This is a genomic window from Marivita sp., assembly GCF_020055635.1.
In the GTDB taxonomy this organism is placed as follows: domain Bacteria; phylum Pseudomonadota; class Alphaproteobacteria; order Rhodobacterales; family Rhodobacteraceae; genus Marivita.
In genome coordinates this window covers 1-23,489 of the sequence record NZ_JAIPUT010000025.1, presented here as the reverse complement: position 1 = coordinate 23,489, position 23,489 = coordinate 1, and the positions used below count along the sequence as shown (strand labels likewise).

General features: G+C 59.3%; 24 protein-coding genes. 16 read left to right on the top strand and 8 right to left on the bottom strand.

Going from position 1 to position 23,489, the window contains the following annotated elements; all coding sequences use genetic code 11:
- The first annotated feature begins 3 nt into the window (after positions 1-3).
- The 4 genes from LCF60_RS13005 to LCF60_RS12990 are packed head-to-tail and all read left to right on the top strand — an operon-like array spanning position 4 to position 3,111.
- Complete coding sequence (locus tag LCF60_RS13005) at positions 4-909, top strand: ABC transporter permease (protein WP_292292292.1); 906 nt, start codon at positions 4-6, stop codon at positions 907-909.
- A complete protein-coding gene (locus LCF60_RS13000; RefSeq protein WP_292292291.1) occupies positions 906-1,742 on the top strand; it encodes an ABC transporter ATP-binding protein in 837 nt (278 codons plus the stop codon). The genes LCF60_RS13005 and LCF60_RS13000 overlap by 4 nt, the downstream gene beginning before the upstream one ends.
- Positions 1,739-2,527, top strand: coding sequence for an ABC transporter ATP-binding protein (locus tag LCF60_RS12995; protein WP_292292289.1), 789 nt, complete (start codon positions 1,739-1,741; stop codon positions 2,525-2,527). Before LCF60_RS13000 ends, LCF60_RS12995 begins: the two co-directional genes overlap by 4 nt.
- On the top strand, positions 2,524-3,111 hold the full coding sequence (locus tag LCF60_RS12990; RefSeq protein WP_292292288.1) for an XRE family transcriptional regulator: 588 nt from the start codon (positions 2,524-2,526) through the stop codon (positions 3,109-3,111). The genes LCF60_RS12995 and LCF60_RS12990 overlap by 4 nt, the downstream gene beginning before the upstream one ends.
- On the opposite strand, the gene LCF60_RS12985 is transcribed toward LCF60_RS12990, so the two are convergent.
- From LCF60_RS12985 to LCF60_RS12955, 7 genes are all read right to left on the bottom strand, one after another.
- On the bottom strand, positions 3,108-3,602 hold the full coding sequence (locus LCF60_RS12985; RefSeq protein WP_292292287.1) for a GAF domain-containing protein: 495 nt from the start codon (positions 3,600-3,602) through the stop codon (positions 3,108-3,110). The genes LCF60_RS12990 and LCF60_RS12985 overlap by 4 nt on opposite strands.
- 3 nt (positions 3,603-3,605) lie before the next feature.
- Complete coding sequence (locus LCF60_RS12980; protein ID WP_292292285.1) at positions 3,606-4,493, bottom strand: polysaccharide deacetylase; 888 nt, start codon at positions 4,491-4,493, stop codon at positions 3,606-3,608.
- Positions 4,486-5,295, bottom strand: coding sequence for an ABC transporter permease (locus LCF60_RS12975; protein ID WP_292292283.1), 810 nt, complete (start codon positions 5,293-5,295; stop codon positions 4,486-4,488). Before LCF60_RS12975 ends, LCF60_RS12980 begins: the two co-directional genes overlap by 8 nt.
- Complete coding sequence (locus LCF60_RS12970) at positions 5,292-6,137, bottom strand: ABC transporter permease (RefSeq protein ID WP_292292282.1); 846 nt, start codon at positions 6,135-6,137, stop codon at positions 5,292-5,294. The genes LCF60_RS12975 and LCF60_RS12970 overlap by 4 nt, the downstream gene beginning before the upstream one ends.
- A complete protein-coding gene (locus LCF60_RS12965) occupies positions 6,134-7,177 on the bottom strand; it encodes an ABC transporter ATP-binding protein (protein WP_292292280.1) in 1,044 nt (347 codons plus the stop codon). Before LCF60_RS12965 ends, LCF60_RS12970 begins: the two co-directional genes overlap by 4 nt.
- Before the next feature lie 7 nt (positions 7,178-7,184).
- Positions 7,185-8,369 carry a PotD/PotF family extracellular solute-binding protein gene (locus LCF60_RS12960; protein WP_292292279.1) on the bottom strand — a complete coding sequence of 395 codons (1,185 nt, stop codon included), beginning with the start codon at positions 8,367-8,369 and terminating at the stop codon, positions 7,185-7,187.
- Between the two features lie 79 nt (positions 8,370-8,448).
- Positions 8,449-9,750: a glutamine synthetase family protein gene (locus LCF60_RS12955; RefSeq protein WP_292292278.1), complete on the bottom strand. Its 1,302-nt coding sequence runs from the start codon at positions 9,748-9,750 to the stop codon at positions 8,449-8,451.
- 144 nt (positions 9,751-9,894) lie between these two features.
- On the opposite strand from LCF60_RS12955, the gene LCF60_RS12950 reads away from it, so the two are divergent.
- The 12 genes from LCF60_RS12950 to LCF60_RS12895 all read left to right on the top strand — a co-directional run bounded on the left by LCF60_RS12950 (position 9,895) and on the right by LCF60_RS12895 (position 22,608).
- Entirely contained in the window at positions 9,895-10,569 is a 675-nt protein-coding gene (locus tag LCF60_RS12950) for an N-formylglutamate amidohydrolase (protein ID WP_292292277.1), read from the top strand.
- Entirely contained in the window at positions 10,566-11,225 is a 660-nt protein-coding gene (locus LCF60_RS12945) for an isochorismatase family cysteine hydrolase (RefSeq protein ID WP_292292276.1), read from the top strand. The genes LCF60_RS12950 and LCF60_RS12945 overlap by 4 nt, the downstream gene beginning before the upstream one ends.
- A gap of 75 nt (positions 11,226-11,300) precedes the next feature.
- On the top strand, positions 11,301-12,707 hold the full coding sequence (locus LCF60_RS12940) for a M20 family metallopeptidase (protein WP_292292275.1): 1,407 nt from the start codon (positions 11,301-11,303) through the stop codon (positions 12,705-12,707).
- Between the two features lie 25 nt (positions 12,708-12,732).
- Entirely contained in the window at positions 12,733-13,821 is a 1,089-nt protein-coding gene (locus LCF60_RS12935) for a Xaa-Pro peptidase family protein (protein ID WP_292292274.1), read from the top strand.
- A 122-nt stretch (positions 13,822-13,943) separates the two neighbouring features.
- Positions 13,944-15,518 carry an ABC transporter substrate-binding protein gene (locus LCF60_RS12930; RefSeq protein WP_292292272.1) on the top strand — a complete coding sequence of 525 codons (1,575 nt, stop codon included), beginning with the start codon at positions 13,944-13,946 and terminating at the stop codon, positions 15,516-15,518.
- Between the two features lie 110 nt (positions 15,519-15,628).
- Entirely contained in the window at positions 15,629-16,609 is a 981-nt protein-coding gene (locus tag LCF60_RS12925; protein WP_292292271.1) for an ABC transporter permease, read from the top strand.
- 43 nt (positions 16,610-16,652) lie between these two features.
- Positions 16,653-17,567 carry an ABC transporter permease gene (locus LCF60_RS12920; protein ID WP_292292270.1) on the top strand — a complete coding sequence of 305 codons (915 nt, stop codon included), beginning with the start codon at positions 16,653-16,655 and terminating at the stop codon, positions 17,565-17,567.
- The gene (locus LCF60_RS12915; RefSeq protein ID WP_292292268.1) at positions 17,564-18,559 is read left to right on the top strand and encodes an ABC transporter ATP-binding protein; all 996 of its coding nucleotides are present in this window, start codon (positions 17,564-17,566) and stop codon (positions 18,557-18,559) included. Before LCF60_RS12920 ends, LCF60_RS12915 begins: the two co-directional genes overlap by 4 nt.
- A complete protein-coding gene (locus LCF60_RS12910) occupies positions 18,559-19,548 on the top strand; it encodes an oligopeptide/dipeptide ABC transporter ATP-binding protein (RefSeq protein WP_292292267.1) in 990 nt (329 codons plus the stop codon). The genes LCF60_RS12915 and LCF60_RS12910 overlap by 1 nt, the downstream gene beginning before the upstream one ends.
- A gap of 262 nt (positions 19,549-19,810) precedes the next feature.
- A complete protein-coding gene (locus LCF60_RS12905; protein ID WP_292292340.1) occupies positions 19,811-20,317 on the top strand; it encodes a TRAP transporter small permease in 507 nt (168 codons plus the stop codon).
- A 1-nt stretch (position 20,318) separates the two neighbouring features.
- Positions 20,319-21,590 carry a TRAP transporter large permease gene (locus LCF60_RS12900; RefSeq protein ID WP_292292265.1) on the top strand — a complete coding sequence of 424 codons (1,272 nt, stop codon included), beginning with the start codon at positions 20,319-20,321 and terminating at the stop codon, positions 21,588-21,590.
- A gap of 25 nt (positions 21,591-21,615) precedes the next feature.
- A complete protein-coding gene (locus tag LCF60_RS12895; protein ID WP_292292263.1) occupies positions 21,616-22,608 on the top strand; it encodes a TRAP transporter substrate-binding protein in 993 nt (330 codons plus the stop codon).
- Positions 22,609-22,736: 128 nt separating this feature from the next.
- Here LCF60_RS12895 and LCF60_RS12890 read toward each other — a convergent pair whose 3' ends face one another.
- On the bottom strand, positions 22,737-23,243 hold the full coding sequence (locus LCF60_RS12890) for a nuclear transport factor 2 family protein (RefSeq protein ID WP_292292261.1): 507 nt from the start codon (positions 23,241-23,243) through the stop codon (positions 22,737-22,739).
- Positions 23,244-23,489: the final 246 nt, after the last annotated feature.

The window sequence follows — 23,489 nt, the reverse complement described above, 5'->3', positions numbered from 1 at the left end:
GCCATGACCCCGCTGAAACTGTGGCTGACTGCGGATGCACCGACGTCGCGCTGGCAAGCGCAAGCGGCACAAGCCTATGCCATCTGGCGCAGCTTTGCCCGCAACCCACTGGCGGTGCTTGGCGCGTTGATCGTTGGGACGCTGATCGTGGTGGCAATTTTCGCGCCGGTGCTGGCACCCTACACCCCTGTCGGACAAAACCTGTCTATGCGGTTGATGCCGCCAAGCGCGGAACACTGGCTGGGCACCGATGAGTTGGGTCGCGATATTCTGAGCCGTATCCTGTACGGTGCGCGGATCACGTTGCTGATCGTTGTCATGGTCGCGGTGATCTCGGCGCCGATCGGGCTGATCATCGGCGCGGTGGCGGGGTATTTCGGCGGCTGGACCGACCGTGTCCTGATGGCGATCACCGATGTTTTCCTGTCGCTGCCGAAACTCATCATGGCTCTGGCCTTTGTTGCGGCATTGGGCGCAGGCCTGCAAAACGCCATCATCGCGATCGCCATCACCGCCTGGCCCGCCTATGCAAGGATCGCGCGGGCGGAAACGCTGACATTTCGCAATTCGGAATTCATCGCGGCGGTACAGTTGCAGGGCGCGTCGCATCTGCGGGTGATCGGGGTTCATGTGCTGCCGCTTTGCATGTCCTCGACCATCATTCGGGTCACGCTCGACATGGCAGGTATCATTCTGACGGCCGCGGGGCTCGGGTTCCTGGGGCTTGGCGCACAGCCCCCCTTGCCGGAATGGGGCGCGATGATCTCGCGCGGGCGGTCGTTCATCCTTGATCAGTGGTGGGTCGCCACGATGCCCGGCTTTGCCATCATCATCGTCAGTTTGGGCTTCTGCTTTCTGGGGGACGGGCTGCGCGACGTGCTCGACCCGCGGCAGAGGGACGGGCGATGACTGAGCCTCTTTTGCAGCTGCGCAACCTGCGCGTGACCTTTCCCGGACCGCGCGGACCGGTACAGGTGGTGCATGGCGTGTCGTTCGACCTTGGCCGCGAACGGTTGGGGATTGTGGGCGAAAGCGGATCTGGCAAGTCGCTGACCGGGCGGTCGCTGCTGCGCCTGCTCAAGCATCCTGCGAAGGTTGAAACGGACAGGCTTATCTTCGACGGGATCGACCTGAACGCGCTTAGCGAGAAGCAGATGCGCAACATTCGTGGTGCGCGGATTTCGATGGTGATGCAAGATCCCAAGTTTTCGCTGAACCCGGTCATGACCATTGGCACCCAGATCGCCGAGGCGCTGCGGGTGCATGAAAACCTGCCCCGCACCGAGGTGAAGACCCGGGTACGCGCCATGTTGGATCAGGTGCGCATTGACGACCCCGACCGGGTGATGAAGCTTTATCCGCACGAAGTGTCTGGCGGCATGGGTCAGCGGGTGATGATCGCGATGATGCTTATTCCGCAGCCCGATGTCCTGATCGCGGACGAGCCGACCTCGGCGCTGGATGTCAGCGTGCAGGCACAGGTGCTTGACCTGATCGACACGATGATTGTCGGCAATGGGATGGCGCTGATCCTGATCAGTCATGACCTGGAGCTGGTGGCCCGCTATTGCGACCGGGTGCTGGTCATGCATCGCGGACGCGTCGTCGAAGAGCTCGAGGCCGGCCAACTCCACGCGGCGACGCACCCCTATACGAAGGGACTTCTGGCGGCCGTGCCCCGGATGGACGAAACCCGCAAGGTGCTTCCGGTGATGGACCGCGACATGGAATACGACCAATGACCCCGGCCCTGAGCATCGACCATCTTTTTGTGCGCTATGGGCGCACCGACGTGGTCAAGGACGTGTCTTTTTCGGCAAAGCCCGGCGAAAGCTATGCGCTCGTCGGGGAAAGCGGATCCGGGAAATCCACGATCCTGCGGTCCGTCGTCGGCATGGTCCGCGACTGGCGCGGAAAGATCGAGGTGGACGGCATGCCGCGGCAGGGGCGCATCGACCTTGCCTTTGCGCGTCATTGCCAGATGATCTTTCAGGACCCCTACGCGTCGCTGCACCCGCGCCGGACGGTGGACGCCACCCTCTTGGAGCCGCTCAAGGTGCACGGCATCCGGGATCGAGCCGAACGCGTTGTACAGATGATGCAGGATGTGGGCCTTGACCCGCGCTTCCGCTTCCGGTTCCCGCACCAACTTTCTGGTGGTCAGCGTCAGCGCGTCGCCATTGCGCGGGCCTTGATGCTGGAACCAAGGCTTCTTTTGCTGGACGAACCGACATCTGCCCTTGATGTGAGCGTTCAGGCCGAGATCCTGAACCTTCTGGTTCGCATACGAGAGGAACGCAATCTGACCTATGTTCTGGTCACACATTCGCTTCCGGTTGTCAGTTTCCTGTGTGACCGACTGGGTGTCCTGCGCCACGGGCGCCTTGTCGAAGAGGCCGGGGTTTCGGCCTTGCGCACTGGAACATTTGCCGAACCCTATTCGCAGGAGCTATATGATGCCAGCCTTGGTGCAGGTGATCGTGATCTTGCTGCTTTGCAGGAGGCAACCAGAGGGATGGGCATGTGAGTTTGGACGATATCACCGGAGCGAATGGGTTGTTGATCGGAAAGACCATCCGTGTCCGGCGGCAAAAGCTGGAACTGACTTTGCAGGATGTGGCCGAGGTCGCAGGCATTTCGATTGGCTATCTCAGTCTCATAGAACGCGACAAGGCGGTGCCGACACTCACCACGCTCGCGGCCATTTCGAAGGCGCTGGGTGTCGGCATGGAATTCCTGATTACAAGGCCACAACCCACAGACTGCGTCAGTCGGGCCAGAAACCGGCCTCAATTCGTCGTCGGCTCTTCGCAACTGCGGTACGAGCGGCTGGGGGCTACCTTCCCGGGGAGCGAATTGTCGTCTTTCATCATGACGCTCGAGCCGGGGTATCAATCCGACATCGTCACCCATGCCGGCGAAGAAACGATCTTTGTTCTAACCGGCGTGTTGGATATTACGCTGGAAGACGAAATCCTGACCTTGGCAGAATGTGACAGCGCGCATTATGATGCGAGCCGCCCCCATGGATGGGCCAATCGGACTAAAGCACCCGTGCGCGCGCTCTGGACCGGAACCATCGACCTTTTCGAGGACCGGACCGCAACCTAGCTGCCTAGCCGTCGTGCTGCCTGGACAGCCCGATGCGCTGGGTCTGAAAGATGTTCGTTGCAATAGGATACCCGCGCGGCGGTATAATACTGCTCTTCGTGCAGTATGTTCATCGTGGCGACAAGGTGCCCGTCCTGCGTCACCGGTAGGTTGATCACCGACCCGCAGCCCAGCCGTCCGATCAGTTCGGCATCGGGAAACACAGTGTCGATTTCGTTCAAGGTATTGGCAACAAAGGTTTGGCCCTTTCCGTGCACGTGATCGAACCAGCGGTTTATCGTGATCTCTTTCGTGCCCGAGGTCGGGTAATTCGCGGCATCGGAGCTGTAGGCGCGGCGCGCAAGCATGGCGTCCATATTGACGGACATGATCGTGAACAGCTTTGCGCCGACGGTGTCATCGACCAGATCGTTCAGAGCCTTGTAGGCATGATCGGGCGTCTCGGCCTGAGCCAAAGCAAGATCAAAACGGGCAAGTGCGGTGTTCGACATGGCCTATCCATTCAGCTTGGCGTGGGCCGCCACGGCGGCATGGGTACCGATGAACACGTCGCCACGGGAACGCGCATGGCGCAAGAGTTCATCAAGTATCCAGATGCGCGAACGATATCCGATCACGAAAGGATGCATGACGAGTTGGCACAATCCACCTTCGTCGAACGCGGCGTCGAATTCGCGCAGGAAGACCTTCAGAACATCATCGGCGCTCAGGGAAGGGCGGGTCGGTGGCACCCGATTAAACAAGAGATAGACCGCGTCGTCGCGGACCCAGTCCACAGGCACTTCGACAAGGCCGGTCGGAGTGCCCTCGCTGATCAGTTCGTAACAACTGTCGTCGGCCATCATCGAACTGTCGTAGTCGAACCCGGCTTCGGCCACCAGCGGGATGGTGTGATCGCTCAGATCCCAATGGGCGGCGCGATGACCCACGGGGCGTTGTCCACTCAATTTCTCCAGCGTGTCGCGCGACCGGTGAAGCAGATCGCGCTCCTGCGTGTTGGTCAGGGTTGCGTTCGCCTCGTGAATCCAGCCGTGTACACCGATCTCGTGGCCGGCATCCACAATTCGGCGTGGTTCGTCCGGATCGATCAGGGCAGAAACGGCAGGAATGAAAAAGGACGCTTGGGCATCATGCTGGCGCAATGTGTCGAGGATGCGCGGCACCCCGACACGGCGGCCGAATTCTCCCCAACCCAAGCGACCGACGGCATGGCGACCGCCACCCATTTCAAAGGTTTCGTGGTCACAATCGAATGACAGCGCGAGCGCGGCTTTTCCGCCTTCGGGCCAAAAAACCGGGGCAAGTCGGCGCCCCGCGCGCACCCGGTTGACCTTGTCGCGCCAGAACTCTTCTGGCCAATCCTGCGGAGGAACGTCAGCCATGATCCCCGTCCCCCTTGATTCCGTGGGTATCGATCAGGCGCAGGATCAGGATGACGACACATCCCAACAGCACCGACGCTAGCGTTGCAATCACCGCGATGGCGGAAACGACAGGCGCATAGTTCGTGGCGACGCGGCTGAACAGCCATTCGGGAAGCGTTGTGTCCGCGCCGGTGGTAAAGATCGACAAAGGCAAGTTCGACCACGACAACAGGAACGCGAACAGCCCCCCCGAAATCAGGCCTGGTGACAGGTAGGGCAGGGTGACTTCGCGCAGCACCTGCCAGCGCGACGCTCCCAAATCGCGTGCAGCGTCCTCTTGGGCCGGATCATAACCGAAGAGCCGGATCGAAATCACAAGAGTCACGATGGGAAGAACCCAGACCATATGAGCAAAGACGGCCGTCTTCCATGTGGGTGTGAATCCGAGTGCCGAGAAAAACAACAAGAGCGCTAAGCCCAAGACCGGCTGCGGAAAAAAAATCGGCAGCACGACGACTTTCTGAAAGGCCGACCGGCCCCGCCAGTCATAGCGGGCAAAGGCCATCGCCCCAAGAGTTGCCAGAATGACGGAAAGCACGGTCACCAGCAAAGCCACCTTGAGAGATGTCAGGTGCAGAACCAGAGTTTCATGCTGCGAGAGCGCGTCGGTATAAGCGCCGATGGACCAGTTGCGATGCGGAAAGCGCATGTATCGGGTGTTGGCCAAACTTGCGAGGCCGACCGAGAGGATCGGCAGGTAAAGAAGTACAACCACAAGCGCCAGCCAGATCGCTCCGACATATTTCCATGCTCGGGTCATCTGCGGATCAGCCGGTTTAGATCGAGCCGCGACAGGGCCGGGAACACGAACACCGCCGTCATCGCGATCACCAGCATTGTCAGCGCGGCGCCCATGGGCCAATCCTGCGCATAGGAGAACCGTTGTTCGACGGCGCGCGTGAGCACGGTAACGGTCTGGCCCCCCAGAATGGCCGCCTCGGCATTAGCCCCGATGCAGAGAACGAATGTGAGGAGCGCGCCGATGACGAGGCCGGGCAACGCCAGTGGCAGTTCCACCTCTCGCAGCACCTGCCAGCGGGACGCACCCAGATCTCGGGCGGCGTCGATCCGGTCCTGCGGGATCAGAGCCACACCCAGAAGCGCCGGGAAGAGGACAAAGGGAAAATGCACGTAGACGAGACCCAGGTAGACGGCCAGCTTGGTGTTGAGCACGCTGCCGATGGAGAGGTCGAACAACGCGCGCATGGAACCGGCAAGGATACCACCGCCCGGCATGAGAAAGAGCGACATCCCAAACAAGCGCACGCTTTCGGAAATGAAGATCGGAACCGCGATCAACGCGGTGATGACAGCCGCTCCACGCCCGGCAAACCGGTGCAAGAGTTTTGCCGTCGGCCAAGCCAGAACAAGGCAGGTGAGTGTTGTCACCGCTGCGAAGCTCAGCGACCAGAAGAACGGCGGACCGTAACCATCGGAAAAGGCGGATCGGTAATTGGCAATCGTGAATACCGTGTTCAGATCGAAACTGCGTGGCTCCATCAGGCTGTACCAGCCGACAATCAGGATCGGAGACACGAACCCGATCAACAAAAAGGCGGCAACCGGAGCCATGAAAAGGAGGCCAAGCTTCTGTTGGGTCATTCGGGCACGCTATGTGTCTGATCGGGGTCGAACCCGAAGCGAACAGCATCGTTCGGCTTGAGTTGACAGGAGGCTGGCTGTTCGGACACCAGCAGACCAGCAACGGTCTCCAGGTGAAGCTGAACGCGAGAACCAAGACGGAAAACCTCGGCAATGGTGGCTTCGAAATGTAGTCCCGGATCCTCGGCATCGACGGGGTGCAGCATTTCGGGCCGCACGATCAGGAAGCCGTCTTTCACGGTTGAAACAGAAGCTTCGAAATCGACAAGCCGATGGTCCGAGACTTCGAAGATGTTCACCTCGCCCATGAAGCGGGCGACAAAGCGGTCCTTGGGCTGGCCGTAGATCTCTGCCGGCGTCCCGATCTGCACCAATTTGCCTTCGCGCATGATGCCGATGCGGTCCGACATGACCATCGCCTCTTCCAGGCTATGGGTGATGTAGACAAAGGTCCGACCGGTGCGTCGCTGCAATTCGCGCAGTTCCACCTCGAGTGTCTTGCGCAGGCGATAGTCGAGCGCTGAAAGCGGTTCGTCGAAAAAGAGGATTTCAGGGTCCGAGGCCAGCGCCCGGGCCAGCGCGACCCGCTGTCGTTCGCCGCCGGAACATTGCGTAACGGCACGGTTGTAATAGTCGCGACCCAGATGGACGAGATCCAGCAGTTCGAACGCCTGCTCGCGACGCTCCGGCTTGGGCATCCCGCGCATCTTGAGCGCGAATTCCACGTTTTCGCCGACGCTGCGATGATCGAAGAGGGCCAGAGACTGAAACACCATCGCTGTTGGACGCTGGTTCGCAGGCATGCGGGTGATGTCGGTGCCGCGCAGCAGCAGGCTGCCTTGGGTTGGCTGATCCAGGCCGGCGAGGATGCGCAACATCGTGGTTTTGCCGGACCCGGACGGGCCGACAATGGTGAAGAACTCTCCTTCCTCGATCTCCAGAGAGATCGAGTCCAGAGCCTTGAACGTCCCGAAGTGGCGGCTCAGCCCGATCAGGCTGAGCGCGGTTTGTCTCTGCGCCGGTTCGGCGGTCCTTGTCATCCGTGGATCAGCCGCGATCACGAATGGCAGCCGAGTAGATGTCGTAGAGCCGATCGTAGTCGGGGACGATGTCAAACTCGACTGCGTTGGCGATGCGTTGGTCGAATTCATCCCACTGGATGGCGTCCAATTCGTCGGCACTGAAGCGCGAAAGCACTTCGTCTTGGGCCATCTGGCTGACCGGCTGAAGATTGCCGTTGCCACGGGCGATGATTTCGGCTGCGTCAGGGGTGGCTATCCATTCGAGGAAATCGAAGGCGGCTTCCTTGCGGTTCGGATTGGCAACGGCTGAGTTGAGCTCGATCCAGTTTATCCCGCCCTTGCCGTCGGCCGGGCCGGAATTCGGCGTGATCGCGTAGATGTTGGTTGCGCCCTCGGCCCGCGCGGAAGAGGCCGTGTACGTGCCGCCGGTGAAATAAAGGTCGATCTCGCCGTTCAGCATGGCGAGGTTGAGCTGTACGAAATCCGTAGTGATCAGACGAGCATTGTTGATCCAGCGCCGCGCGGTTTCCTCGAATTTGGCGAAATCGGCCTCGGTCTTGGGTTTGAAGGGATGGATACCTGCGCCCATGCAGATGTCCATGACGTTCCAATCCTCATAAGCCAGAATGCCGTAACGGTTGGCGAAATCGGGGTTGTTGAACAGATCCCAGCCTTCGTCCTTGGCCATTTCCGGCGAGATTACGTCGGAATTGACCACGAAATCGAAAGTTTCAAACCGCTGAACCACACCCAGCAGGTTGTTTCCGTCCTTCGAAAGCGCCCAGTCATAAGGCATCGCGAATTTTTCGAACATCTGCGCGTAGAGCGGCTCGAACCGGTCGCGAGGCAGGTCGTAGATCAGGTTTTCAGGCCACAGGATTTCCCGCGCCCAGGGATTGTTGAGGTTGACGAAATCCCAGACATTGGTTTCGCCCGCGCGCAGACGATTGACCGATGTCGGGTCCGAGATGTGGATCTCGTAGCGGATTGGTGTGCCTGTCTGTTCGCGCCACATGTCGAGCAGGCGCGGGTCGGCATAGGCGTCCCATGTCAGCAAGGCCAGCGCATCGTCCTGCGCACGTGCCATTTTCGGAAGGCCGGCAGAAGCGGCAACGCTGGCGGCCAACCCGCCCAGCACATGGCGTCGATTGGGGCCGGATCGCAACGGGTTCGAGGCGGCCATCTGGTGAAGCAATCTGGAAGCAGTCATTTTCGTCCTCCTTGTTCGTATGCCGAACTATTGACCGCAGAGCGTGCAAGATCAAGTGATTCACCCGACACGCCGCGCATCAGTAAATCGATGCGTAGCTTTGCATCGCTTCTTCCGGGCTCTGAACCTGCGATGCCGCAAACTCATGCCGCTTGTGGTCGATATAGATCTGGATGAACCCATCGGGAAACCAGCCTGACAGCACCTGGGACGACTCGAGGCGCTCCAGCGCGGCTTCGGGGGTGCGGGGCAGGGGGGATATTCCTGTCGCTGCAAGCTCGTCCTCGGAGAGCAGGGAAAGATCGCCGGAACTTGGGCTTGGACATGTCAGGCTTTCTTCGACGCCCGAGGCCGCTGCATGGAGCAAGCTTGCGAGTAAAAGCCAGGGGGAGGCAGCGGCATCCGCAGCCCGATATTCGTAGTGATATTGCTGTGCCACGCGGTCCGGATCAGTTGTGTTGACCGGGCAAATCCGCAATCCCGCTTCACGGTCCTGGATCGCCAGATTGGCGAATGCCGCGCTCCAGCGATGCGGTTGCAACCTGATGAAGCTGACCGCAGAGGGTGCGGACAGTGCCGCGAAATCCGGCATGTGCCGCAGAATTCCCGCGGCCGCCGCGCCAGCTTCCTGCGACAAACCGGCGATACCGTCGGGATCAAACATTCGGGGTTGTCCCTGCCGATCCCAAAGGCTCAGGTGAACATGCACCCCGTTGCCCACGCTGTCGGCATCCAGAATTGGTGCAAAGCTTGCCCGGTATCCAAAGGAACTTGCGACGGCCCGGGTGATTTCCCGCAGCGCTATGGCCTCATCCGCGGCCCGAAGCGCAGGTTTGGGGGCAAGCGTGACTTCGAACTGCGATGGCCCGTATTCCCGCAGGAGACTATCCGGCTCCATTCCGGCGTTTTTCAAGGCGGCGATCAGTGCCTGAGAGAAGTCCTGGACGCCGTAAAACCCCGAGAGCGAAAAGGCCGGTCCGGCGCCCTGCCCGATCAACATGAACTCATGCTCGAACGCGATCCGCGCTTCGAGCCCGCTTGCCGCTTCCAGGCGCTCGATGGCCGCGCGCAGGTGAGAGCGCAGGCAGCACGTCCAAGCAGCGCCAGTTCGGTCGGTCACATCCCCAAGGACCATCCGCAATGTTGGCGCGCCGGGGATGTCGGCTTCGAACAAGGCGTCCGCGTCCGGCCAGAGGATCACGTCGCCTTCGGATCCGAAAGGTGACGGTGCAATCCCATCAAAGCAGGTGATCTGCACATTGGTTGGTGTCCAGCCGATGCCTGACCGGCATCGTTTGTCCAGATCTGCCAAGGCGAAGCCTTTGCCGCGCACCAGTCCTGCAACATCGCTCAAGCAGGCCATCACAAGGGGTTCGGACATTGAGTTCTCCAATGAAAATGGCGTCTTGTCGATCTGCCCTGATTGTGAACATCTGTTCTCGCATTGCAAGAGAGGGACATCATGCTTCTGCACTCAACCGACCCGGATCCGATTCTTCGTGGAGGTGGTCCAGACGGTGCAGGCATGTTGTTGAGTTGCGAACACGCCGGAACCACGATCCCTCGGCAGCTGGGAAATCTTGGATTGGCGCGGGAAGACCTGTTGGACCATATCGGATGGGATCCCGGTGCGTTGGAGGTGACCAGGGCGCTTTCAGAAAAGCTCGGGGCGACCTATGTGGCACAGCGGTACTCTCGGCTGGTCATTGATTGCAATCGTCCGCGAAACGCCCCGGACCTGGTGCCGGACCGCTCGGATACGCGGACTGTTCCCGGCAACGCGGGGCTGACGGATCCGGATGTGACCGCGCGCTGGGACGAGATCCACCAACCGTTTCACGCTACACTGGCCGCGATGGTTCCGGGGCGGTCGGCGCTGGTCAGTGTGCACAGCTTTACCCCGCATCGTCGGGGTGACGCGGCGCCACGGCGCGTCGAGATAGGGATCCTGGCGCGCGATGACAACCCACTCTTCCGACACCTGATGCAGCGCCTGCCCGAACTTGTGGATGGGCCGGTCGACGCGAATACGCCCTATGATATCGACGACGCGTCGGATTATACCATCCCGGTTCATGCCGAAGCCAACGGCGTTCCACACGCGTTGGTCGAGATCCGCAATGACCTGATTGCCGATGCATCTGGCGTCGCGCGGATCTGCACTGCACTCGCCACTGCATTGAAGGAGTTTACCCGATGACTGCGCCCTTTCTGTCGACCACCAGCCGTGACATCGCCGTGCAACCGGATCGCGCCGCGCTGCTGTTCATCGACGTTCAGAACTTTTGCCTGCATCCCGAGGGGAGCGAGGTTCGTCAAGCCAGCGAAAACGACCGCAGGGACACATATCTGCCCTTCATCGCGCGCTTCAACCGCGAGATTCTGCCCAACATGCAGGCCTTGCAACGCGCCGGGCGGCAGGCAGGGATGGAAGTGATGTATACGACCATTGAAAGCCTGACGCTGGATGGGCGCGACCGCAGCCTGGATTACAAGATTACCGGCTTCAACGTGCCGAAAGGGTCGTTCGACGCCAAGTTGATCGACGGCATTGCGCCGCAGGGTGACGAGATCGTTCTGCCCAAGTCATCCTCATCTGTGTTCGTGTCGACGCATATCGACTACGTGTTGCGCAATCTTGGTGTTGCCCAGCTTGTGATCTCGGGCGTCCTGACCGATCAATGCGTCGAAAGCGCGGTGCGCGATGCCTGTGACTTGGGGTATCTCGTGACATTGGTCGCCGACGCCTGTGCCACCTATACGCCAGAGCGTCAGGTGGCCTCGTTGCAGGCGATCCGTGGCTATTGTCGCCAGGTCACCACAGCAGAGCTGGTCGCGGAACTGGCAATCGGTTGACAACAGTGCGTTTTGTGAACAACTGTTCGCTCAGTGAAACTGCTTTCGCCTGGCCGGCGATTTAGGAAGGCTTCCATGCGGAATGACGACCCCCTTTGGGACATGATCGAAACCAAGAAGACGCGGTTCATCGAATTGGCTGACAGCGTTTGGGAAACGCCCGAGCTTCTCTACAAGGAACACCGCTCGGCCGAGGCGCATCGCGCGCTCTTGGAAGCCGAGGGCTTCCGTGTCGAAACGGGGCTGGCCGGAATAGACACAGCAGTCATGGGAGAGGCGGGTCAGGGTGGTCCCGTGATCGCGATTCTTGGTGAGTACGACGCCTTGCCGGGCCTGAGCCAGATTGCCGGATCTGTGGAATTTGATCCGGTCGAAGAGGGTGGCAGCGGGCATGGCTGCGGGCACAACCTTCTGGGGGCGGGCGCAATGATGGCCGCAACTGCGGTCAAGGATTTCCTGGCGGCCAACAATCTGCCTGGAACCGTGCGGTATTACGGTTGTCCGGCAGAAGAGGGTGGGGCGGCCAAAACCTTCATGGTGCGCGAAGGGGTGTTCGACGATGTCGATGCCGCGCTGTCTTGGCACCCGATGAGCTTTAACGGCATCATTCCGCCCCTGACCCTGGCAGTCGCGATGATCGACTTTCACTTCCAGGGACGGACATCCCATGCCGCCGTGTCGCCGCATCTGGGCCGCAGCGCACTCGATGCCGTCGAATTGATGAGTGTCGGCGTGAACTATCTGCGCGAACACGTTCCGCAGGATGCCCGGATTCACTATGCCGTTCTCGATTCCGGTGGCCAGGCGCCCAATGTGGTGCAGGAACGCGCAACTGTGCGGTATTCCGTTCGGTCGCTGAAGCGCAAAGACATGCAGTCGGTGCTGGAACGCGTGACAAAGGTCGCAGAAGGTGCAGCGCTGATGTCCGGAACGACGATGCGATCGCACTTCATTTCAGCCATGTCTGAGATGTTGGACAACCCGCCGCTTTACAAGCTGATGCAAAAGCACTTCGAGCGCGTGGGCTCGGCGCAGTTTTCCGACGAGGACCGCGCCTTTGCGCGTCAAATCCAGGGCACGTTGTCTGATGCGGACATCGACGCCACCTACCAAGCGGCAGGGCTGGAGCGGATAGATGCCCCGCTTTGCGATTTCGTCGTGCCCTACGAGACACGAGGCGTGCCCATGCTGGGCTCCACGGATCTTGGTGACATCAGCTGGACCGTGCCGTTCGCTCAGGTAAGTGGTGGCACCATGGCCATCGGGACGCCTTTGCACACATGGCAGGTTGTGGCGCAGGGAAAAAGCGACGCTGCGCACAAGGCAATGGTGCAGGTGTCGAAAGCTATCGCCGGGACGGCTGTGGATCTTTTGACGGATCCCCGCCACCTTGCCGAGGCCAAGGCGGATTTCAAGGCACGGCTTGCCAAAGAACCTTATGAAAGCCCGCTGAGACCTGATGCCGAACCGCGCGTGCCCTGAGCCTACGCAACAAAGGATGTGACGAATGACAGAACTGAACCGGAAACTTGACGCGATCCGCTCTGAAATGTCTGCGCAGGGCATCGACCTCGTGGCGCTTGGCCCGGCGGCGCATATGCAATGGGCACTCGATTGGCATCCTCACCCGGACGAGCGGCTGACTTTGGCTCTGATCGGTCAGCAAGAGGCCGTTTTCGTGGTGCCCTCCGTCAATGCCGAACAGGCGGGGACCAATGCCGGTTTGCCTCTTCGAACCTGGCGTGACGAAGATGGGCCGTCGGCCGTTCTGGCCGCGGTTGTCAGGAAATTCGGCGATGTCACGACGATCTGCCTGGACGAAACCATGCGGACCGATTTCTCGCTGGAGCTTCTCAACGTCCTGCCGGATGCAAAGCGCGTCTTGGCATCGGAACTCGTTGGCAAATTGCGCATGATCAAGGATGCGGACGAGTACGAAGCGCTCAAAGCGTCTGCGCTGGTCAACGATAAAGCGATGCAAGCGGGGTTTGCCGCATTGAAGCCGGGGCTGACCGAGAAACAGGTGGCCTCTGCCATCCGCGACAGCTTTGCCGAGCAGGGTGCGGATGTGGCCTTTGCACTGTGCGCCAGCGGTCCCAATGGCGCATTCCCGCACCATTCCACCGGTGACCGCGTGATCCAGGAAGGCGACAGCATCGTTTTCGACATCGGCGCGGGATATGGTGGCTACCCGAGCGACATGACGAGGATGGCCGCAGTCGGTCATGCTCCGGACGGCTACGAAGAGGTACATGCCATTGTCGAAGCCGCGCTTTTGGCGGCAATGGAGGCGGCGCGTCCGGGGGTGGCAGCACATGTTGTCGATGATGCCGCTAGAGAAGTGATCACCGATGCCGGATATGGCGACTACTTTGTTCATCGCACCGGGCATGGTTTGGGTCTCGAGGTACACGAACCACCCTATCTGACCTCATCCTCCCAGACGGAGTTGCGCGAAAACATGGTCTTTTCGATCGAACCCGGGATCTACATTCCGGGCAGGTTCGGCATCCGGCTCGAAGAGATCGTGATCCTTCGGCGGGACGGGCCGGAGATCCTGTCATCGCTTGAAAGAACGCTGCACGTCGCGCGTTGACGCCACGTGTCAAGCGGGTAACACTTGCATGGGCTGGCGGCTTTTCGTTTTATCAGCCGCACAAAAGTTCACCCTGCGGCAGCCGTAGGCAAAAAAATCAAACCAACCGGGAGTATTCCGCAATGAAAAAGACGATGTTGATGGCGACGGCCATGTCGCTGGTTCTTGGCGCGTCGGCCAGCGCCGAAACGCTGAAATGGGCACGCGCGGGGGATGCGCTGACCCTGGACCCGCATGCCCAGAACGAAGGTGTGACGATCGCGGTGATGCACCAGATGATGGAACCGCTGATCCTGCGCGCACCGGACGGTAATCTGCAAGCCGCGCTCGCAACCGAATGGTCGGTCAGCCCCGACAATCCGGAAGTCTGGAATTTCAAGCTGCGCGAAGGTGTGACATTCCACGATGGTGCGGATTTCACCGCCGAGGACGTCGTATTTTCCTTCGAGCGGGCGCTCTCTGAAGAAAGCGACATGAAGGGCATCATCTCGTCCGTCGCCTCCGTCGAAGCGGTGAACGACTACGAAGTGAACATCATCACGAACGGTCCGAACCCTATTCTTCCCGCGACGCTGCCCAACATCTTCGTCATCGACAAGGGCTGGGCCGAGGTGAACAATGTCGTCGACGTCCAAGATGTCGAGGGTGGCGAGGAAACCTTTGCCTCGCAAAACGTGAACGGCACCGGACCCTACAAGCTCGTCAGCCGCGAAAACGACGTCAAGACGGTGATGACGATCAACGAGGACTATTGGGGCAAGGATGAATTCCCGATGGAGTTCACCGATATCAAATTCACCCCGATTCAGAACCAGGCAACCCGCATGGCGGCTCTTCTTTCGGGTGAGGTGGATTTCATTCAGGACGTGCCGGTGCAGGATCTGGAACGGATCAAGACCACTGACGGGAAGAAGGTGCTGACCGCACCGCAGAACCGCGTGATCTTTTTCGGTCTGAACCTCAGCGACGAACTGCTGGGCGGAAATGTCGATGGCAAGAACCCCCTGACCGACGTCAAGGTTCGGCAGGCGATGAACATGGCGATCAATCGCGAAGCGATTCAGCAGGTCGTGATGCGTGGCCAGTCGCAGCCGGCTGGGATGATTGCCCCGCCCTTCGTTCAGGGTTGGACGGAAGAACTGGATTCCTACCCGGAATGGGATGTCGCCGCAGCCAAGGCGCTGATGGAAGAGGCAGGTTACGGTGACGGCTTCTCAATCACGCTGAACTGCCCGAACGACCGCTACATCAACGATGAGGCGATCTGCCAGGCCACTGTCGGGATGCTGGCGCAGATCGGTGTCACGGTGAATCTCGAGGCGCTTCCCAAGGCGCAGCATTTCCCGCTGGTCAACGGGCTTGAGTCGGATTTCTACATGCTGGGCTGGGGAATCCCGTCCTACGATTCCGAATACATCTTTAACTTCTTGTACCACACCAAGGGCGAACTCTTCGGCACTTGGAACGGCACGCGCTATTCCAACGCCAAGATCGACGAGATGACCCAGGCGATCGCGCAGGAAGTCGATCTTGAAAAGCGCGACGCGATGGTCGCGGAGATGTGGCAGATCGTGAAGGATGACGTGGTTTACCTGCCGATCCACCACCAGGTTCTGAACTGGGCGATGGATGGAAAAGTCGGTGCGGCAATGGATTCCGACGATCAGGTAAAGGTGAAGTACTTCACCGTCGACTGATGCGATCCCGGGGAGGGCACGGTGACGTGCCGTCCCCCACCCCTTGACGGGCGAAGTACAGACAGGCACCTGTCTGCGCACTCTGACGACTTCTTTGAAAGCTGAGCCGCATGATTGCCTTCATTCTCAGGCGCGTTTTCCAATCCGTTCTGGTATTGCTGATCGTGGGGCTGGTGGCCTTCGCGATGTTCAGCTTTGTCGGCGATCCGGTCGAGAACATGCTGGGACAGGAACGCACGCAAGCAGATGTCGACCGGCTGCGCGAACAAATGGGTCTCGATCAGCCCATTGTGGTTCAGTACTGGACGTTCCTTGGCAACGCTTTCCAAGGCAATTTCGGTCTGTCCTACCGCCAGGGCCGCGAGGTGTCGCAGATCATCGCAGAACGCCTTCCTGCGACGCTGGAACTGGCCTTTGTGTCGGGTGTCTTTGCGATGCTGTTCGGTATCGGGTTCGGCGTTTTCACCGCGATCCGACGCAATGGCATTGGGTCGAACGTCATCATGACACTTTCACTTGTCGGTGTTTCGTTACCCACCTTCCTGATCGGCATTCTGCTGATCTGGGTGTTTTCGGTCGAGTTGGACATGCTGCCCAGTTTCGGGCGCGGCGACACCGTGGACCTTGGGTGGTGGACCACCGGGTTTCTGACGCAAAGCGGGCTCAAGGCGCTTATCCTGCCCTCGATCACATTGGGGCTATACCAGATGACGTTGATCATGCGTCTGGTACGATCCGAGATGCTCGAGGTGCTGCGGCAGGATTACATCCGCTTTGCCCGGGCGCGGGGATTGCGTGAAAAGTCGGTCAACTTCCGCCATGCACTAAAGAATACGCTGGTGCCGGTGATCACTGTTACCGGCCTGCAACTAGGCTCGATCATCGCTTTTGCGATCATCACCGAAACCGTGTTTCAGTGGCCGGGTGTCGGCCTTTTGTTCATCAACGCGATCCAGTTCGTCGATATCCCGGTAATGGCGGCTTATCTGATGCTGATTTCGGTCATGTTCGTCGGCATCAATCTGATCGTCGATCTGCTTTATTTCGCCATTGACCCGCGTCTGCGCGTCGATGGCACGAAGGGACACTAGCATGGTCGAAACCACGCCACCCCCTGCCGCTACCCGAGCGCGCATGTCACGGTTCACATCGGCATGGCAGTCGGATTTCGCTTGGAAATTCCGCCGCTCTCCGGTTGCGATCGTGTCTTTCCTCGTCCTGATGACACTGGTTCTGGGCGCGGTCTTTGCGCCGCTGGTGGCGCCGTACGATCCGTTCGATCCGGGCTCTCTCAATCTGATGAACGGGTTCACCCCGCCGATGGAACCCAACATGTTCAGTGGCGAGGTGTTCTGGCTGGGCACCGACGATCAGGGCCGCGATGTGTTCTCGACTATCCTTTTCGGCATGCGCATCTCGCTGTTCGTGGGCTTTGCTGCCGTCCTGTTCGCCATGCTGTTGGGGGTCACTCTGGGCTTGCTGGCGGGCTACCTTGGTGGCTGGACCGAAACCATCATCATGCGTGCCGCCGATGTTCAGCTGACCTTTCCCGCCATCCTGGTCGCCATGTTGATCTTTGGCATCGCCAAGGGCATCACGCCGGTGGAATACCGTGACCAGATGGCAATCTGGGTGCTGATCATCGCGATCGGCCTGTCGGACTGGGTTCAGTTCGCCCGCGTCGTGCGTGGGGCCACTCTGGTCGAGAAGAACAAGGAATATGTGCAGGCCGCGCGCCTGATCGGCCGTAGCAAGGGTGCGATCATGCTGAGGCATATCCTGCCCAACGTAATGTCGCCGGTTCTTGTAATCGCCACAATATCGCTTGCACTGGCCATCATCGCTGAAGCGACACTGTCCTTTCTGGGCGTCGGTGCGCCCCCGACACAGCCCAGCCTTGGCACGCTGATCCGCATTGGGCAGGGATTCCTGTTCTCCGGGGAGTGGTGGATCCTGTTCTTTCCCGCTGTCACCCTTCTGATGTTGGCGCTCAGCGTGAACCTGCTGGGCGACTGGCTGCGTGATGCGTTGAACCCGAGGCTGAAATGACCGACACACCCGTTCTGTCCGTCCGCAACTTGGTGGTCGAGATCCAGACCCGTCACGCTGTTCTGCGCCCTGTCGACAATGTCAGCTTTGACATCGCACGGGGAGAGATCCTTGGCGTTGTCGGGGAATCCGGTGCGGGCAAATCCATGACCGGCAACGCGGTGATCGGGCTTCTGGACCGTCCCGCTCAGATCGTATCGGGTGAGGTGTATCTGAACGGGCGACGCATCGACACCCTGTCGCCATCAGACATGCGCAAGATTCGAGGCACCGGCATCGGCATGGTGTTTCAGGATCCGTTGACCAGCCTCAATCCGCTGTTGACCGTGGGCGAACAGTTAATCGAAACCATGCGCGAACACCTTCCGATCTCGCAATCCGAGGCGCGCGAGCGCGCTGTGAAAGCGCTTGAGGAAGTAGGTATTCCCGGTGCGCGTGAACGCATCGACAGTTACCCGCACGCGTTTTCCGGCGGGATGCGCCAGCGGGTTGTCATCGCGCTGGCGCTCTGTGCCGAGCCATCGCTGGTGATTGCGGACGAACCGACAACCGCCCTTGATGTCAGCGTGCAAGCCCAGATCATCACGCTCCTGCGGCGACTGTGCCGGGACCGCGGCACTGCGGTGATGCTGGTCACCCATGATATGGGCGTAATCGCCGAAACCGCTGACAAGGTTGCCGTCATGTATGCCGGCCGCACCGCCGAGCTGGGTCCGGTGCGCGAGGTGCTGACCCGTCCGCGCCATCCCTATACCGAGGGGCTGATGGGGTCGGCCCCGTTGGCGTCACTCGGCCAGACCCGCTTGCGTCAAATTCCTGGCAACATGCCCCGTCTAGGGGCGCTGCCCCAAGGATGCGCCTTTCACCCGCGCTGCAATCGGGCGCAGACGGCCTGCCGTCGCGACCTTGGCCCGACACTGGCAGCAGACGAGGGTCGGGCTGCATGCTGGTTTCCGGTCGGTGCCACAGAAACAGCCAAGGATATCGCCTGATGTCGACCAAACCTGCCATGGTGTCCGTGCGCAATCTTACGCGCAGGTTCGACGTGTCCAAACCGTGGCTGAACCGCGTGGTGGAGCGTTTGCCCAAGAGCATTCTCACCGCCGTGTCGGACGTGTCTTTCGATATTCCCGCTAAAGAGACCTATGCACTGGTCGGTGAAAGCGGATCGGGCAAATCCACGATCGGCAAGATGATGGTGGGATTGCTGACCCCAACCGACGGGTCAGTCACCATCGGGGGCGTCGACCTGTCCCGCGAGACATCCGCCAAGGCCATGGATGCGGCGCGTGAGCGAATCCAGATGGTGTTTCAGGATCCTTATGCAAGTCTCAACCCCCGTTGGCGCGTGCGAAACATCATCACCGAACCTGTGGCCGCCCGGGGTGGTGACACGACCGGTCTTGCAGAACGCTTGCTGGAACAGGTCGGGTTGTCCGCAGAAGATGCCGACAAGTATCCGCACGAATTCTCGGGTGGGCAACGGCAACGCCTTTGCATTGCACGCGCCCTGTCGTCTAACCCGCGCTTCATCGTATGCGACGAGCCGACATCGGCCCTTGATGTGAGCGTTCAGGCGCAGGTTCTGAACCTGATGTCCGACCTCAAGACAGACCTTGGACTGACGTTCCTGTTCATCAGCCACGATCTGACCGTCGTGCGTCACATGGCGGATCGGATCGGTGTGCTTTACCTTGGTCGTCTGGTCGAAGAGGCGGCACCGGATGCGCTTTTCACCACTCCGCGCCATCCCTACACAAAGATGCTTCTGGAAGCTGCACCAAAGCTGGATGGGTTCGGGCGGGAGACCGAACCGCCCACCGGTGAGATCCCCGATCCGATCAACCCTCCCAAGGGCTGTGCCTATCACCCACGTTGCCCGCTCGCGCAAGACCGCTGCAGGTCCGAGCGCCCGGTCCTGCGGTCCGTCGGCGAGTCCCGCTCCGCTTGTCATTTCGCGGAAAAGCTGGTCGCAGACTGAAGCGCAACGCCCTCTGACGACTGGCCTGCATCGGCGCCTGAACGGCGGATCTGAGCAGGAATACCGGAGAATTCTCTTGACGAAATTGGATTTGGCCGAGCCGGAAATTCAAAAAATTCGCATTGTGCGCATAGCGAACAAAAATTTGTCTTGCGAACATTTTCGACATGCGTAAGCTTGTCGATGTACACGAAGGCGCCTCGCCGCTGACACAGAAAAACTTGCGGTTGGGATAGAGCCGGTGCGGATTTACGTGACCATTATGGACAAGATCAATGTAGTGGTGACGGCTCTTGTCGCCGCATTGCTTTGCATTGTTTCCTTGGCCGTCTTGATTCAAGTGTTGGTCCGCTTTGTCCTTACAGCCTTGAATGTGAACATTTCCGCACCCTGGACCGAGGAGCTGGCGCGCTACACCTTGATCTGGATGGTATTCCTAGGGGCTGCCGTGGGTGTGCGGCACGCGCGAATGATCGCGCTTGAATTCGGTGTCCGCAAATTGCCCGCGCATACGGGCGTGCCGATACGCTTTGCCGTAATGATCCTGTGCATCTCATTTTTCGGACTTTTGTTCTTAACGGGTGTTGATTTCATTGAACTCGGCAAATCAGAGACCAGCCCGGTTCTCGGCATCACGAAAGACAAGGTCTACTGGGCCATGCCGGTCAGCATGGTTCTGATGATTCTCAATTCATTGGCGCTGATCGCAGAAACATTGATCGAAGGCCGCGATATCCGATTTGCCTCGGATTTCGCGCCGGAGGATTGACGTGATCCTTCTTGTTGCTTCACTTCTGGTCCTGTTTGTCGCAAGCGTGCCCATCGCCATGTCGCTTGGTCTGGCCGCTGTTCCCACGCTGATCGACAAGAATATTCCGTTCATTGCCATTCCTCAGGTCATCTTCGAAGCCTTGGACAGCTTTGCGCTCATGGCCTTGCCGCTATACGTACTGGCGGGTCGCCTGATGCAGCACGGCGGCATCGCCAAGCGGCTTGTCAATCTGGCCAAGGCGTTGGTCAGTTGGGTTCGCGGCGGATTGGCAGCCGCAGTCGTGATGACCTCCATGTTGTTCGCCACCATCTCCGGATCATCCGCAGCTACGGCAGCTGCCATCGGGTCGATGCTGATACCCGAGATGGAAAAGCAGAAATACCCGCGCCCATTCAGTGCCGCGACGACGGCCGCGTCGGGAGAGTTGGGTGTCATCATCCCACCTTCCGTGGCGATGGTAATCTACGGGGTCATCACGGGGATTTCGATCACTGACCTGTTCATTGCAGGTTTTCTGCCGGGGCTGATGATAGGGACCTCGTTGATGACAACGGCCATCCTGGTCTCTTGGATCATGGGCTATGGCGAGCGGCAGCCGTTTCAAGCAGGTCCATGGCTGCGCGAGGTGTCCGCCGCGTTCTGGCAGGCGTCCTTGTCACTCTTCATGCCCATCATCATCTTGGGTGGTATTTTCGGGGGTATCTTCACTGCGACCGAGGCGGCGGTTGTGGCGGTCTTTTATGCGCTGTTCCTGAGCGTCGGGGTCTACCGCGAGATATCGCTCAAGGACCTCCCGCGCATTTTCGCAAGTGCGGCCATCACCTCGTCGGTGGTGATGATCATTGTCGCTTTCGCCGCGATGTTCGCTTTTGCGCTGCATCTTTTGCGCGCGCCGCAGCAGCTTGGAATGCTGTTGACGACCGTGACGGAAAACCCACTGTATTTCCTGCTTCTGGTGAACGTGTTCCTGCTTGTCGTGGGGATGTTCATGGAAACCTTCGCTGCTATCGTCATTCTCGGTCCGATCCTGTCTCCCATTGCCGTGAGCTATGGGATCGACCCGATTCATTTCGGAATGATTATGATCGTGAACCTCGCTGTCGGCATGGTAACGCCTCCGGTCGGAGTCAATCTTTTCATCGCTTGTGGGATCGCTCGCATCAGTATGGAGCAACTGATGCGTCCGCTTGCGGTGTTCCTGATGGTCCTCTTCGGCAACCTGATGATCATCACCTACGTCCCGGGCATTTCGCTCGCCTTGCTCCGTTAATCAGAACGACAGGGAGATTACTGACATGACTATCAGACATACCGCGTTTGGCCTCGCCGCAGCGATGCTCGTGGGGGCCGGTGCCGCTCAGGCTCAGGACTACACAATGACCATGGCCCATGTGTTGAGCGATCAAAGTCCATACCAAGTGACGCTTAACGAATTCAAATCGCTTGTCGAGGAACGCTCCGCGGGCCAGATCGCTGTTGAGGTCCAGTGCTGCGCTCAGGCCGGCAACGAAACCCGCGCCATCCAGTCGATGCGGACCGGAATTCTCACCGGCGGCTTTGTTGGTGGTTCCACACTTGAAACCGTGGTGCCGGCATATCGCGTGCTGTCCCTGCCTTATCTTTTCGAAGACAAGCAGCAGGCCTACGAAGTTCTGCAAAGCGACATGGGTCGCGAAATGCTTGATCTCCTGGGCGAGTACGGAATGTACGGTCTGGGCTTCGGGTCGATCTATGAAAGGTCGGTAGCCAGTAAGGCTCCTGCACGGGTGGAATCCATCGAGGACATGCAGGGTCTGAAGATCCGCGTTCTTCCCACGCCGGGGTTCGTCGAGGCCTACAAAGCCATGGGCACCCAGCCGACACCGATGTCTTACGGCGAGTTGTTCATGGCAATCCAGAACAATGTCGTGGATGCTCTCGAGATCTCGCCGGATGCCATCGTCGCTGACGGGTTCTACGAAACGGTCAATACTTACACAATGACCAAAGCGCACCAATCGACCACCGTCATGGTGCTGTCCAAGACATGGTGGGACGGTCTACCTGCAGATATCCAGGAGTTGATTCAGACCGCCGCAACCGACGCCATAGCAGTCGGCATCGACGCGCATGACAGTCTTGCCGATGAGGGTCTGAAGACCGCTGCGGAAGCCGGGGTCGAAATACTCGAGCCTGATCTTGCCCCGTTCATGGAGTCGGCCAAGAAAAGCTGGGACATCATCCTGACAGACCAACCCGAAGCGGCGGAATTCAAGGACCGGTTCGAAGCGTTCATTGCCGGTAATTAATCGGTGTCCATACCCGAGAACTGGACGGGCGGCCCGAACGGCCGCCCTTCTCTATTGTCCTGCGCACGGTCGCGAAATTAGTAAGTTTCGTTTTTCCGATGTGACGCAGGCCTGGCTTACGTTTGCCCTTAACGACGTCCGATAGGGTGCATCTTGTCCCGGTGAAAGAGATCTGAGCCTGCTGCACGCAGAATGAGACTGGAAATCTTCCATCCGTCACCGACGCGACGGAACGCGTGATGGTACTGTCCCCATAATTCGCTATTCGGCCGGCCATCCTGATACCTGTGCCACGCATATAGATAGCAGATGCTTGTCGCCTGATCCGGTGCCTCGAAATGAACCATTATGTTGGATACATGATGACTGGTTGCCGCAAAAAAATCGGCCAAGCCGCGCGACACCATTTCATGGATTTCGGCTCGGCCCGTCAACGTAGGAACATCCGGTCCGTAATCGACAACGGCATCGTCGGTGAAGAGGGCCAATACGGAGTCGTCCTCTGCCCGATCGAAATGATAGCAATAGGAGTGGATGACACCCGAGATGTCGGCCTTGTCGATCAACCCCTCAAGGCTTCGTGCGTGGTCTGGTTCGGTGCCGTCATTATCCATGGCGCTGATTATAAGGGTCACGCTCACCCGCAGCAAGCAAGCGGTATCTGAAACTTCTCATCGCGGCGGACGGATCGACGTGATGACGACCCACGGGGATCAGTCCGTTTTTAACTCTACGGGCAGATTCATCTTACCAGGAGCATTGGTCACTGCCACCGAGGCAGACTATTCCAACACAAAATCGGGCAAAATACATAAGACGGACTCTCGGATTTCCGGCGGATCGCAAAACTAAATTACATAAACTTCATTACGCGCCTTAAT